Consider the following 14,799-nt stretch of genomic DNA (forward strand, 5'->3'; position numbering starts at 1 on the left):
AAGTGCTACTTTGTAAATGCAATGTAGGAAACCAATTTAAAGTTCATGTTATTTATGTTAAAGAAAACAATTTCCTTTTTGTTAGTGGCTCTTTTATGCCAGTTTGCAACATACAATGCGGATGCCAGACAAAAGATCAACACACTTCATCCTGAACCCAAAATTATTAATATTGTCAACTTCATCCGGGATATCGAGCCAAGGGATCCCAACATTACCAGGGACGTGCTATACCAGACAGTTGTTAACCAGATTAAGCTAATGAAGCAATATCATCTAGGCGGTACATTCTTATTACAATATGATGCGTTAATCGATAAGCGTTACCAGGATCTATTAAAAACGTTGCCGAAAGATCAGTTTGAAATTGGTGGATGGTGGGAGCTTCCGCAACAACTGATAGAAAAAGCAGGTATTCAATGGCGTGGAAAATATTCCTGGGACTGGCATTCTGATGTTGGTTTTTCTGTAGGGTATACTCCTGCCGAGAGAGAAAAGATTATTGATGTTTACTTCACTGATTTTAAGGAGATTTTTGGGTATTACCCAAAATCCATAGCATCCTGGGTCATTGATGCACATTCACTGAACTATATGTATGATAAGTATAAGATCGTTGCCACTGCAAACTGCAAAGACCAGGTAGGGACAGATGGATTTACCCTCTGGGGAGGCTATTGGAACCAGGCTTATTATCCAAGCCGTGTAAATGCCTATATGCCTGCACAGCACGCGTCTAAACAACTTCCGGTACCGGTGTTCAGAATGCTTGGAAGCGATCCTATCAGGCAATATGCCGATGGTCGGACAGTAACCACTCTTGAACCTGTTTACAATCATGCAGGTGGTAATGAGCAATGGATTAATTGGTTTTTCCAATGTTTTTCCGGTGACCTCTCATTAGGATTCAATTATACGCAGGCCGGGCAGGAAAATTCTTTCACCTGGGAGGCTATGAGGAAAGGTCTGGAATTGCAAATGCCTATCATCGCCCAATTAAAACGTGAAGGGAAAGTACGTGTAGAGACCATGGAAAAGTCAGGAAGATGGTTCAGGGAGTCATATCCCTTAACCCCGGCGACTACATTTACTGTAAGTAAAGATTTACCGGGAAGCAACAAGAAAACTATTTGGTTCAACAGCCGTTTCTACAGGATCAATATACTTTGGGAGAATGGTACAATGCGTATTACAGATATTCATTTGTTCAACGAAAACATTCCTGATAAATACCTGGAAAATGTAACTAAAAGCAATCAGAGCTTCTTTTATACGCTTCCGCTTGTAGATGGTTTTCAATGGGGGAAAGCCGGGAAACCTGAGGGATTCCGTTTAATGATGAACAAAGACGGCCAGGAAGTTCCGATACATGGAAAGGACCCGGTTTTTGCAAATGTAAATACAACTACAGCGCGGGCTACCTGGCCTTTAGAGAATGGCTCATTGGAAATAGAATTAAATGAGAAAGGGCTAAGTATCAAGGCCAAAACAAATGCACCTGAGGATTGGTTTTTGGATTTGTACGTGGCTGAAAATGCGCAAACTGCTTTTAAAGCAGTAACGGAAGCAGGGGCAAAATATGAGTTTGACGGGCACACTTACTTATTGAAGGCGACACAGGGGATAATAGAAAAGAGCAATGCCGGAGGTTTGTATCGTATCAGGCCCAAAGGACAGCGCATTGTATTATCTATGGTGGATCCTGAATGAGTGGGAGGAATTTAGCTTATTTTTTTTCAAGTGATTGATTTGCTGTAGCATGGATGTAGGTATGCGAACTGTAATTGAACTACCTGCAATTTTTTGCTTATGAATATGAAATAAAATTTTGGAGAATTTATGGAAAATGCTACCTAACTAGCATCACATAATAAAATTCTCCCAAATGAGATCAGTGAAATATCTTTTCCTGCTTTTTGTCATGTTCGTAAGCTTTCAGGCACAAGCACAGCGTACTATTCAGGGTATTGTATCAGATTCAGCTAAAGAGGCGATTATAGGTGCTTCCATTATCATTAAAGGAACGGCCACAGGGGTGGCAACTGATGAGAATGGGAAATTCACGCTGAAACTATCAAAAAATGACTCGGTACTAATTATAAAATATGTTGGATTTAACGACCAGGAGATCACGGTTGGCCCGGCTGTGAAATTTATTACGGTAGTCATGAAGCCCGCAACTCAGGCGTTCCATGAAATAGTTGTAACTGCACTGGGGATTAAAAGAGAAGAACAAGCGCTGGGATATGCAGTATCTACTGTTAGTAGTGAAAATGCCCCCACTACAAATTTTACCAGTCAATTATATGGTAGCACTGCGGGTGTAAAAATTACTACGGCATCACAGGGTAAGAAATCCAGTAAAAATAATCGCACGAAGGCAGTTGCTACGCCGGTAAGTGCAGCGGTTCCTTATGAGAATGAATCTTATGGCGCTATTAAGGAGAACAGTTATCAGTTGGTGAGTGATCAGCCACTCAGTACTTTTTCTATTGATGTAGACAGGGCTGCTTATTCTAATGTCCGGAGGTATCTGAATAATGGTAGTCTGCCTCCCGTTGATGCTGTTCGAATTGAAGAAATGATTAATTACTTCGATTATAAATATAAAAGTCCTGCCGATAATGATCCTGTTGCTATTTATACAGACATGGCCACCTGTCCCTGGGAGCCTGCGCATCAATTGGTACGGGTAGCATTGAAAGCTAAAGAGTTGCCACTGGATAAGATGCCACCAGCGAATCTTGTATTCCTGCTGGATGTATCTGGTTCTATGGATGAATACAATAAGCTGCCACTGGTAAAACAAGCGCTGACTGCACTGGTACAACAATTAAGGAGTAAAGACAAGGTAGCGATTGTCACTTATGCAGGTGCTGCAAATGTGGCATTAGCTGCTACTGCCGGGAGTGAGAAGACTACCATTCTCAATGTGGTTGATAAACTGACAGCGGGAGGATCTACAGCTGGTGGTGATGGCCTTAAGATGGCTTATGATATAGCGACTGAGCAGTTCATGAAGAATGGAAATAACAGGATTATTATGGCGACGGATGGAGATTTCAATGTTGGGGAATCTTCAGAGGGGGACCTGGAAACATTGATTGAGAAAAAAAGGAATAGTGGTATTTCTCTTTCTGTTCTGGGTTTTGGAATGGGCAATATCAAAGATTCCAAGTTGGAATTGCTGGCTGACAAAGGCAATGGTAACTATGCATATGTAGACAATTTTGAAGAAGCACGCCGTACTTTTGTCACTGAATTTGGAAGTACGCTTTTTACTGTTGCGAAGGATGTGAAGTTGCAACTGGAGTTTAATCCCCAATATGTACAGTCTTATCGCCTGGTGGGGTACGAAAACAGGATGCTGGAGAATAAAGATTTTAATGACGATAAGAAAGATGCGGGTGATATGGGTGTAGGTCATACGGTGACGGCGCTTTATGAAATTGTTCCTAAGGGGGGTGCTATTAATGAGCAAGCATTGGTAGATTCACTAAAGTACCAGCGTACTGTTGCTACTAACGCTTATGGTGGAGAAGTTTTGACTGTAAAGTTGCGTTATAAACAACCTAAGGAAGATAAGAGTAAATTGCTTTCAAAGGTAATGTTATGGAAGGTACAGGATCTTAGTGAGGCTCCGGAGGATTTCAGGATGGCAGCGGCGGTAGCTACTTTTGGGTTGTTGTTGCGTAATTCAGCATATAAGGGGAACGCGAAGTATGATGCCGCAGTGGCATTGGCGAAAGGAGCGAAGGGTGAGGATGAAGAAGGGTATAGAGCTGAGTTTATCCAGATGGTAAAGCAGGCAGCGATATTGGATAATAGAAAATGATTAGTATTATTTTGGGGAGCTGTTTCAAAAGTAATGTGAAACAGCTCCTAGCTGATGCAACAAATAGGAAATACAAGTTATGGTAATCCTATAAATCCAACATCATTCGGAGCGGAGACTTTTAACTGGATTCATCAACGCCGCCCGCACTGCCTGGTAGCTGACCGTCGTTATTGTAATGAGCAGCAAGCCAACACCAGCGACCACAAAAATCCATGCGGATAAAGAAGTATGAAGCACATAACTCTGCAGCCATTGATCCATGCAGTAGTAAGAGAAGGGCATTGCAATCAGCATGGACACGGCCACCAGTTTTATGAAATCGAAAGAAAGTAGTGCCCAAAGACCCGTTACGCGGGCACCAAGCACTTTCCGGACTCCGATCTCCTTTGTACGTTGTTCTGCGACGAAGGATGCGAGGCCGAAAAGACCCAGACAGGATATAAGAATAGCCAGGCCGGAAAACACCGTTGCAAGATTACCAATTCGCGCCTCTGTATTAAACTTCTTCTGAAACTCTTCATCAACAAAAGAATAGATAAAGGGACTGGCGGGGTTGAACTGTTTAAAGACCGGCTCCATTGCGGCGACGGCGGCGTGTACCGACGTACCGGGTTTGATGCGGATCAAAAATACGGAATGGCCACCTTGACCCATAAAGATCGCAGGTTGCACCGGGTAATAGGGGTTATTGCTGATCATGTTCTTCGCGACACCGATGATAGTATAAGACTTCCCCCAATGTTTAACGGTTTTGCCGATGGGGTCTTTAAACCCGAGGATGCGGGCTCCCGTTTCATTAACGATGGCAGCCATGCTATCGGTGGGGAGCGCACGGGAAAAGTCACGTCCATTGATGATGCGCCAACCGATGGTAGGACCAAAATCGGCGTTCACAGAAATATCGCGGAATGTGAGGTTTTTTGCTTCCTCACTCATTCCTTCCCATTCGAGTAAATTATTCTGGTAAAATCCGTTGAGGTTCGCTGAGGAGTTGGCGATATTGGCGACAACGCCCGTGTTCAGCAAGCCCTGGCGAAGCGCCTCATAATGTGTGTCCAATTCATTTGTATTATCAGGAACGGTGATCAGTCCAGCCTGATCATAGCCCAGCGGTTGACTTTTGGCAAACTGGATCTGGCGGAATACGACAATAGTACCGATAATTAAAGTGAGTGATATGGTGAATTGTGTCACGGCGAGAATTTTACGTGGATTGGCAGCGCCTTTTCCAACTTTGAATGCTCCTTTCAACACTGTCACCGGCCGGAAGCTGGAAAGATAAAAAGCAGGGTAGCTGCCGGCCAGCATACCCGTGAGCAGGGTACAGAGCAATGAGAGGCCCCAGAAAAGCGGATTCGTCCACGGGAAGCTCATGGCCTTACCAGCCAGTTGATTAAACCATGGAAGGGTAAATGCTGCCAGGACAATAGCAATGACAAAGGAGAGGAATGCGAGCAGGACTGACTCCCCGAGAAATTGTGCAATGAGATGACTGCGTGGCGAGCCAACGGTCTTGCGGATGCCTACTTCTTTTGCGCGTTTTTCGCTTCGGGCAGTAGCCAGGTTCATAAAATTGATGCATGCCAGCAGGAGGATAAAGCCACCTATGATAGTGAGCATTCTTACATAAACGATACGTCCCTCGCCGATGGAGTTACTATCATCGTAATGCAGGTAGAGGCTTTGAAACGGAAGCACCTTATAGTTTTCATAAGCGAACTTTACAAAAGGGCTGCAGATATTTTTAATACGGGCTGTTGCCTGTTCCGCGGTGACATTATCGGCGAGCCGCGCAAAGATGCGGCAATTATGGTCCTCAAAATTATCGGCATTCCTGACCCAACTTGTTTCCTCATTGGCCATCGAAATGAAAAAGTCACAGTCACGTAAGCTGCTATTGGAAGGTTGATTGGCATAAACGCCCCCAACGGTGAAGTGGCGGCGATTTTCATATTTAAAGGTTTTACCTACTGCGTTCTCTGTGCCATAAAGTGCAATAGCAGTGGATCTTGAAATAAGAGCAGTGTTTGGGTCCCGCATAGATTGGGCGGTGCCGCTTAGGAAACGGTAACCGAAAATGAGGGGGAAAGTAAACTCTGCCGAGGTGCCGGTACGGGTGATGCTTTTGTTATCAGTAACCAGCAAATGTTGGCCCTCCCAGAGGGTCATCGCTGTTTGGGCGAAGATATCCTGGTATTCTCCTTTTTGCAGCCAGGGGTTGAGCGCTGCGGATACGGTTGTGCCTACATATGTGGGGGGCGTATTCTCATCGTTCCTGCCCTTGGGCCATTGATTTTGCATGATCTCTACAACGCGATCTCCGTTTGGAATATCCTGGTCGATGGAAAGCTCGTCGAAGGCCCAGATGCCAATGATCAGAGCGATTGCCATGCCGGTGGCCAGACCGAAGATGTTGATAAAGGAGTAGCCACGGTTCTTGCGAAGTTGACGGAGAGCCAGGAGGAGATGGTTTTTGAACATGCTCTTAGTTTAAGAATACAGCAGCATCGAAACAATAAAAGTACCTGTTTTATTATTTATTAATAGTCAACCAGTTGCGATTTCTTTAATTTTATTAATTGTCCGGTTCCGCACATTTTATGTTCAGTTTTATAATGTAAGATTAAATAGGGTTTTAATACAGGTAATTAATGGCACCTGGATTCAAAACTCTTTCCATCAGGATTTGGATTAAATCGCGGAGATTATACTATACTACAACTCTATTTTTGAGGTCCTTAGTCATCTTCAATACAACCGATGATGGGGTAAATACTTGCATCTGTTTCACAGCAATTGCATATTTCCAACGGTTTCATTTTTGAACAGGATTGCACTTATGCTTGTATGATGGTAGCGGATACCAGCTCCTGCCTGATTGAGGTATTTGATTTGGAGAAGCCGATCAATTTTGTCATTGAAAAATTTATCGTTTAGGAAGAGGTCTCACAAGGAATCTATCACTGTGAAGGGTTTGGTTACATTAGTACGGATATCAGACTTTCTAAGTGGTGGCTAGTTCATTATGTAAGTGTTTGAATAATTTTTTTAAAACAAATTTGGTAGTGTATAATCATTTACGCATCTTTGCACCCTCATTGTGAGGTAGAGCAGTGGTAGCTCGTCGGGCTCATAACCCGAAGGTCAGAGGTTCGAATCCTCTCCTCGCTACAAAATGAACGCCTTCAGGTCTAGGACTTGAAGGCGTTTTGCATTATGAATCATTTTATCAAAGGTTTCCTGTTGGAATAACAATTTTCTTTTTTCCAGGTATTATCAACAAACAACAATAAGGAACATTTTCCTGCCAATAAAAAGGGCCTCCTGCTGTAGAAGGCCCTTATTGAAAAGTCTCACGCTTTTTTGGGGATATTCAAAAATGATGATGTAATAATCGGAACGAAAAATATCAATACCGTAACTACGGATATCGCCACATCAGCTACATGGCTCGCCAGCAATGCACTAAATGCGCTATCCGGATAAAAGTGTTCTAAAAGCGACAATAGCAGCTTTATACCTAATATTCCAATCACAATAAACGCTGATGTTTCTAAAAAACTATATTTCTCCATCAGTTTCACAAACCACTGTGCAATAAAACGCATTGCGAAAATACCTATGAATACACCTGTGCAAACAAGAATAATGTTGGGTGAAAAGGCAACGGCAGCAAAGACATTATCAATTGAAAAAGCCATATCCATGATTTCGACCATACAAACTGTTGCCCAGAAATTACCAATAGCACCAACAGTAAATTTGTACAACCAATTATTGGATTTATCAATGGATTCCTCGTCCCCATCATTTCCCCTGTACCAATCGTATACCAGGTATAATAAATAAAGACCCCCTAAAGGTTTTAGCCACCAGATCTTCACTAATACGGCTGCGAAGATCATGGCTAATCCACGAAATATATAGGCCCCCCAGATACCGAATTTCAGGGCTTTTCCTCTCTCCTTTACAGGAAGGTCCATTACCATGGTAGCAAGTACAGCCGCGTTATCGACTGACAGCAAGCTTTCAATGATGATGAGATTACAGATAATAGCGATACTAGTTCCGGGATGAGCAACAATATCATTCCAGAGCAAAGCCCAGTACTGTGATAGATTCATTAAAGGGAATTTATAAATTATTCAATACTTACTTCTACACGACGATTTTGGGTACGACCTGTTTCGGTGTCATTTGAAGCAATGGGGTCGTCGATTCCTTTCCCCACAGCGGTGATCATGGCTGGATCTATACCTTTGGAAACCAGGTATTGTTTAAATGATTCCGCTCTTTCCTGTGCAAGTGCAAGGTTTACAGAGAGGGTTCCTTCGCTGCTGGCGTAGCCATAGATAGTGATTTTATGAGATTGCCTGATTTTATTTACTACTTCTTCTGATATCGAAACTGGGTCAGCTGTGCCTTTATTGAAGGAGGCTGCTAACAGAAAAGAAGAAGAAGTAGTAGTAGTATCAGGAACGGGGTTATGAACAGGTTCAGCTACAGGTGCTGCCGGCGCTGCAGGCAATGCTACCTCAATAGAACCCGTTTCTTTTTTTGGTATAAAATACCAGATTGCAGCACCTATCACTACTACTGCAAACAATATGAAGGCCCAGGCATTCTTTTTAGATGCGGGAACCGGATCATTATTCTTACTTAGATTAAAAGCCATAAATAATTATTTAAGTATACATATCAACCAATGTTTGTAAGCTACCTGTATGCGCCCGTCCCATCGCCTCAAACTCCCAGGAGTTTCCTACACGGAATAAGCGACCAAATTCAACAGCATCTTCTTTCGTGTATTTATCTTTTAAATCAAACCGGAGAATTTCCTCCCCAGTGCTTTCATTGATGATTCTTATATAACAATCATCCACCTGTCCGAAATTCAGATTAAGTGTACGTCTATCCTTTTTATTATCATGTGGATATTTACATATTGTACAACAAATAATGATCTGCTCTATATCAGGTGTGACTTTAGAGAGATCAATAAACATATCTTCGTCATCATCGCAATCACTTCGTCTTCCATCAGGATCATCAATTGCTCCCATAATTGCCCCATCTTTTGTTATGGGTCTCATCAAGCCCTTCTCAAGTGAATCTTCTATGTAATTCCCCATTCTTACCTGACCATAAAAAACGAAGTAGGAATCGGATGGAATTTTAAAACCTGCATTTAATGCAAATGCAGATACATCCAGATCAAAGTCTGGTCCACCTGGCTGATCGTTTGGATCCCATCCCATACCTATCCTTACCACTGTAAGCCCGGGAGCTGCTTTTGAAAGGGGAAAGCGTTCCCCTTTTGTTAAATTAAAACTTGCCATATCTGATTATTATTGATACATTTCGACCAGTGTATTTAATCCTCCCGAAAATGCCTGTCCTACAGCCTCAAAATCCCATTGTCCATCATTTCTGGAGAGTGTTGCAATGAGCAATGAGTCTTCATTTTTAAATTCCTCATTTAATCTGTACTGACATAAAAGGGTATTATCAGCAGCATTCCTTATATTGATATAAGCATTATGTACATAGCCAAAGTGATGGCCACGATCTGCTGCCTGATCAATTGTAACAGCAAAGTATAGGAACTCGATTTGCCGATCTATCTTTGCCAGGTCTATTGATATGATTTCGTCATCCCCGTCTCCGGTACCATCCCTGCTATCTCCGGGATAATAAGCAGCTCCATCGGGGCTTGTATTGTTATTATAAAAGACAAAAAACTCATCCCGAGGCAATTTGCCATTGATCCCCATCATAAAAACAGAGAGATCCAGGTCTACATTATGCCCATTTACATTTGCTATATCCCATCCCAAACCAGCTATGATGTTGCGCAGTCCGGGTTTGGTTTTTTCAAGTGAAACAGGTTTCTTCTTTTCTAAATAAATAGCCATAACCTATTTTTTTGACGGTGGTAAAGGTGGAGGTATTGAAGGTTTCTTTTGATTCACAACTGGTGGTAGAGGTGGCTTTGCCACTGGCAGGGGAGGGGGTGGAGATGATTTTGAATCAGGTCGTAAATTAGTCACTACCGGTTGTGGAGGCGCAACTATTTTCCCTGACAGTCCGGCAAAAATCGACTCCAATGTATCTTTTAACCAGGCAGTTTCTACAATTTTTACATGTGGATATTTCTTCAATAACTTATTCAGGAAATAGGGGGTAGTGATTTCTTCGCCGAGCAATAGAATAACTGTGTTATCAATATTCAATTTATTTTCTTCCAACAGATCATCAATACCGGTAAACACAGCCTGATCGTTGGAATAGTATTGCAACCTGTCATTCAGACTACGTTCATTTACCCTGAACCAGTACTTATTGCCGTCTGTCAATTCAATTTCTCCCTGTATCACTGGGGTCAAATGGTTGAGTCTAGCGGTACAGAAGGATAAAATCCCACTGATCTCCTTATCCTTATCAATTGACAAAAATGATTGTTGTTCGATGATATATTCTATGATCATCTGTGCCAGTAATTTCACCCTGGGATCCGCGCCCTGCCCATCCATGAACAATGTACTCAGCGGTTGTTGCTGATAGTTTTCAAACAACCTGAGATATAATGTTCCATTTAGTCCATTCAATAACAACACGTGATTCCGGGAGGTAATCACTCCATACCGTGTCAATACCTCAAACAATGCTACATCATAATTTACCCTGCCGGTGTTGATATATCCAGCATCATTGAATAAACTTTCAATTAGCGCCTTTTCCTTGTCCTCTATATCTACATCATACAAAAAATGAAGCGAAAAATGCTGACGATAAGATTCTATTGAATCGCTTTTATATAATACTGTATTAATGAAGAATGACAAACATTGTTCTACTCCATAATATAAGAGTTGTTTTACAGGTTTTTTATTCCCATAAATCGTAAAGTGTTTTGCGGGATCTTTTATAATTTCAAAGTAATTGCCATATGCATTCGGATGATGCTGGTTAAATAGATCTCTCGCTGAATTTCCAAATAAAAAATCATTGCCATTTACATAGAAATACAATAGCACTTCGCTACTATCTTTGATTATCAAAGGAGCATATCCATTGCCACTAGCCTGATACCAGAAAGAGACTGAGCGTCTTGAGATCCTCACCAGCATGCGATACGTCATATCTTATTGAATTTTGATTCCTTTCAACAGATGCTTTTCAAAAAATTTCATTCCTTCCAGTATAATAACCGGAGCCACGTAATCGAACTTCTTCTGTTCATCCAGTTTACGTTTCTTCGCTTCGATGAATTCAGGTATGCCTTTGATATAGTTCTCAATATTCATATCATGGAATCCTGCCATAAAATCTGCGGAGCTCATCTTTAGCCCGAACATAGCGGAGGCCACCTTATAAAACAGATCTGCAAAGTCCATGAACCGCGGACAAGGCTGGCTGCCCTGGGGAGGATAATTGATGAAGTGATCACCAATATGTTCCAGCATTTCTGGTGTGATAGAATTAGTAGACTCCAGATATTTAAATTCTCCGTTAGGCATCACAATGCAAAAATGATCTTCTCCCAAAATCTCAATTGCCTGTTTATTGGCAGGTACCAGGATCTTGGTATTATCTGTAGGAATAGCCAGACCCTTAGACACTTCATATTTCACGTCAGTATAGTTATCTGCTTTCTGAGAATTGATATCTATTATTTTCAGTGGATTCTGGCTCACAGGCATAATGGTTTTCTTTGCCACGGCTTCGCCACCAATGCCTCTTATGAACATCTGAGTATAGTAAGTATTGGCGGCAGATGGATCCACAGCATTGAACCAGTCAAAGATCCGTGCGCCTTTACCAGCAAAGGCAATCCTGATCTTTGGAGGGGTATTTTTTACAGCAGGAGGTGCGTCTTCAGACCGAACTATTTCAGTACGCAGTTTATGTACCAGCTGACCGGCATAGAACATAATCAGCCCTGTGATATATAAATTCACACTCATCATCTCCTGGCATTCAGCAGCAACGAGCCGGTAGAAGGTATTAAAGTCAGTATGCTCCAGTCTATCCAGGACCTGCTCGAAATAATAAGGAGCCGTATTTTCCGAAAATTTATTCTCCCCCTTATTGAGGCCCTGTATAGAGATACCCTTTCTTTCACACATTTTCAACAGTACAGTTCTGAAATTGGGAGAATACCTGGTAGCCTGGGCCATGCGCTCCGCTGCAAAGCGGATGGAGTTCTGTTTGATCATTGCCTTACCACCAGACATCTGGCAAAGTGCGGTAATATCAGTAGTACTGCCGCCAATATCAAAGCAGAGCACTAATTCACCCGGATTAAGAGAATAGCCACCATTAGGCCTTACCAGATAATTTGCTACTGCACATGCTTCTGACAAGGAGTCCTTATTTCCCAATGGTTTAAAGTCAAAGCGGATAGGGGCTGTATCAAAGGGGATTTCTACTATTTCTTTTTTTTGCGTTTCTACCTCACTGCCCCAACCAATTTCTTCACTGGTGCCCCAGGAACCACCTGTATCATTACCTGCACTCCAGGTACTTCCCTGCACATCCCCAATATCAGATAAGTCTGAGGGCGGATACGTTTTCAGCGTCACACCATTGTTAATCGGGCTGATGTCTACCAATGAATCCCATATAGCTCTATATTCACTTAACAAGTCTTTCCCCATCGAAGATGGATAAGACCACTTTAAAGTATGCGGCTCGTGGTTTTCCACGAAGAGCTGTGCATAGACATGCAACATCAGTGTGCTCAGATAAGCGGTTTTATAACTCTTATCTATATTCTGTGTTGACCACTTCATGTTGTACACCAGTTCTGCTTTGCCAACCCTGTTATACGTCAGGAAGTACCGGTTGTCTAATGCGGTATCGATAGGCAGATTTTTTTCAAAACAAGGGAATCCACCTTTCACGGCTTGTGCCAACAGGAAATCAGATTGGCTACCTTTTTCGTTGACAATTCTTCGGGGATCGTGAATAGTAAGGACGGACTTGATAGAATTAGAAAGGATTTCATCGTTCTGGAAGAAAAATATTTCATCTTCCACGGCAGGGCGCTCATCATTATTTTTAAGATCAGTGGATAATAATGAAACTCTTTTGTTGGTTAGTTTCAGATTCTCCTTGATCATTTTATCGCTATCAGAGTAATAAGCAATGGAGGAGTTCGTGCTGCCAAAATCCACCCCCAGGAAAGCAGGGGACAAAGTCCTGGTGGTATTTAGCAAATTCCATGGGAATGCAGGATCATCTCCAAAAGACTTGTACCGAATGATACCAAATCCGCAATCCATGCCAGCATGGGCAAACTTTATTCCTTTGAACGGTTGATTGCTTTCATAGATTTCGTATTTATACTTGTTGTCAGCCACTGCATTGTTCGATGCTACATGTAACTGAACCTTCATTTCAGGTATTGATAGTGCCCGTCCTTTTTCTGCCAGATAGAACGGAATTCCTTTTTCATCCAATGCAATGCGGAAGAAGTCGTCATTTACGTTTCCTATAAATGGTGTAGCCTGAAATTTTGCATCATTGTGCGGTATTTCGGAGTATAAGAAATACCTGTTCCATTGTTTGGATATAAAATTGGGCCACATGAGGATGTCCTTGCCCATGATAGCTTCCTGCGTCACTTTATACACTACCTGTTTGAGGATTTCATTACCGGTATCGGTAAACAACCTCAGGTGAACTATCAACTTCTCACCATCTTTGTCATTTGGATCATAGAGGGCAGATATCCGGGACCTGACATTGGAATTTGGAGAAAGGCCAGTCAACGCATCCAGATTTGCGCCGAATACATTCAGGGCCAGTGGAGTCAGTGGCAGGGCAAAGTAAGCATAATTATTAGACTGTCCCTTTGTTTCAGCTGCCAATAAAAGTATTGGTTTGTTGGATAAATAGTTCCTGGTTCCTACACCTTCCTTCCCAAAATCAATCTGCGCGATTTCAGTAGCATCCGGCAGTAACAAGTCTTTGGGATCAAACGGAATACTGAGTTCTGAACTTGATTCCTGTGTAATAATACCTTCGGAGCCAAATAATAAAGTAGAATAATTAAAAAGTTTACTGAAAGGCAGGGCAAAGAGTGCACCAACCTCCGGAGGTGTTTGATTATCCAGTCTGGCAAAGTTTCTTTGCTCCTGATATTTCACCATATCTTTTATCCAATCTTGCAGACAGGCGCTGATATTCTCATATGAAGGTCTAATATCGGAGGACAGGTTATTGAAATGCTGTCTGAATTGCTGGATGTTGTCAAGAATTTGTTTGGCATATCCATATATTTTATATAATTCTTCCGGCCTTAAATCAGATTTTAACGGATCAACGAAGCGGCCGCTTTGGACATTTATAAAGGGGTATCTGTCTTTGATATTATACGATACAGCAGTAAAGAGGAAACAATCAGGAGATGTACCTCCTACGACACTTCCCTTAAAAGAAATCACATCTACAAATGGTACTTTCTCCGCATTGTCTGCCAGGGACTGATCACACCACAACGGCTGCCTTTCGAACAGGGAATTTCCGAAGGCACCGGTAGGTTCATAAACATTTTCTGTGTCGTTTATTTTCTTTCCATCTGAATACACCAGTGGCACCCTATTCACTTCAATGTCTTTATAGTTAAGCGCGATACAGCTGATAAAGCCTTTCCATTCGCTCACCAGTGATTTATAAAACAACATGAGTCCGGAGGCAGCGGCATCCTGGTCTATAATGTTATTCAATGCACTTTCGAACAAAGAGGCTCTTGCAAATACAGTAGGGATACCAGATACCAGTGTACCAATGTTGACAGCGGCACCGCCATCCTGTTCTACAGCGATTTCAGGAATGATGATATTCCTGGTGAAAATTTCCAGCTGCGGAATTTTATCCCATGCGTATTGTACTCCCTGTAATTCTGTTTTAGCGTGTACCTTGATAGTTAAGGCTTTTATTTTATTGCTCATTGT

General features: G+C 42.1%; 9 protein-coding genes and 1 tRNA gene. 3 read left to right on the forward strand and 7 right to left on the reverse strand.

The window, feature by feature from the left end:
- The first annotated feature begins 54 nt into the window (after positions 1 to 54).
- Together DXN04_RS07140 and DXN04_RS07145 are read left to right on the forward strand one after the other, a co-directional pair.
- The gene (locus DXN04_RS07140; RefSeq protein ID WP_147319866.1) at positions 55 to 1,710 is read left to right on the forward strand and encodes a hypothetical protein; all 1,656 of its coding nucleotides are present in this window, start codon (positions 55 to 57) and stop codon (positions 1,708 to 1,710) included.
- Between the two features lie 175 nt (positions 1,711 to 1,885).
- Positions 1,886 to 3,835, forward strand: coding sequence for a vWA domain-containing protein (locus tag DXN04_RS07145; protein WP_233525529.1), 1,950 nt, complete (start codon positions 1,886 to 1,888; stop codon positions 3,833 to 3,835).
- A 102-nt stretch (positions 3,836 to 3,937) separates the two neighbouring features.
- Here the strand turns inward: DXN04_RS07145 and DXN04_RS07150 are convergent, their stop codons facing one another.
- Complete coding sequence (locus DXN04_RS07150) at positions 3,938 to 6,319, reverse strand: ABC transporter permease (RefSeq protein ID WP_116852647.1); 2,382 nt, start codon at positions 6,317 to 6,319, stop codon at positions 3,938 to 3,940.
- Between the two features lie 618 nt (positions 6,320 to 6,937).
- Between DXN04_RS07150 and DXN04_RS07155 the strand changes: the two genes are divergently transcribed.
- Positions 6,938 to 7,009 (forward strand) — tRNA-Met (locus tag DXN04_RS07155).
- A gap of 182 nt (positions 7,010 to 7,191) precedes the next feature.
- Here the strand turns inward: DXN04_RS07155 and DXN04_RS07160 are convergent.
- The 6 genes from DXN04_RS07160 to DXN04_RS07185 are packed head-to-tail and all read right to left on the reverse strand — an operon-like array spanning position 7,192 to position 14,796.
- Positions 7,192 to 7,962, reverse strand: coding sequence for a DUF475 domain-containing protein (locus DXN04_RS07160; RefSeq protein WP_116852648.1), 771 nt, complete (start codon positions 7,960 to 7,962; stop codon positions 7,192 to 7,194).
- Positions 7,963 to 7,979: 17 nt separating this feature from the next.
- Entirely contained in the window at positions 7,980 to 8,513 is a 534-nt protein-coding gene (locus DXN04_RS07165; RefSeq protein WP_116852649.1) for an OmpA family protein, read from the reverse strand.
- A gap of 10 nt (positions 8,514 to 8,523) precedes the next feature.
- Entirely contained in the window at positions 8,524 to 9,177 is a 654-nt protein-coding gene (locus DXN04_RS07170; protein WP_116852650.1) for a TerD family protein, read from the reverse strand.
- Positions 9,178 to 9,186: 9 nt separating this feature from the next.
- Positions 9,187 to 9,753 (reverse strand): TerD family protein, encoded by a 567-nt coding sequence (locus tag DXN04_RS07175; protein ID WP_116852651.1) that lies wholly within the window; start codon positions 9,751 to 9,753, stop codon positions 9,187 to 9,189.
- A gap of 3 nt (positions 9,754 to 9,756) precedes the next feature.
- The gene (locus DXN04_RS07180; protein WP_147319867.1) at positions 9,757 to 10,980 is read right to left on the reverse strand and encodes a P-loop NTPase family protein; all 1,224 of its coding nucleotides are present in this window, start codon (positions 10,978 to 10,980) and stop codon (positions 9,757 to 9,759) included.
- A gap of 3 nt (positions 10,981 to 10,983) precedes the next feature.
- On the reverse strand, positions 10,984 to 14,796 hold the full coding sequence (locus DXN04_RS07185; RefSeq protein WP_116852653.1) for a hypothetical protein: 3,813 nt from the start codon (positions 14,794 to 14,796) through the stop codon (positions 10,984 to 10,986).
- Positions 14,797 to 14,799: the final 3 nt, after the last annotated feature.

The sequence above is a fragment of the Chitinophaga silvisoli genome (assembly GCF_003412465.1).
In the GTDB taxonomy this organism is placed as follows: domain Bacteria; phylum Bacteroidota; class Bacteroidia; order Chitinophagales; family Chitinophagaceae; genus Chitinophaga; species Chitinophaga silvisoli.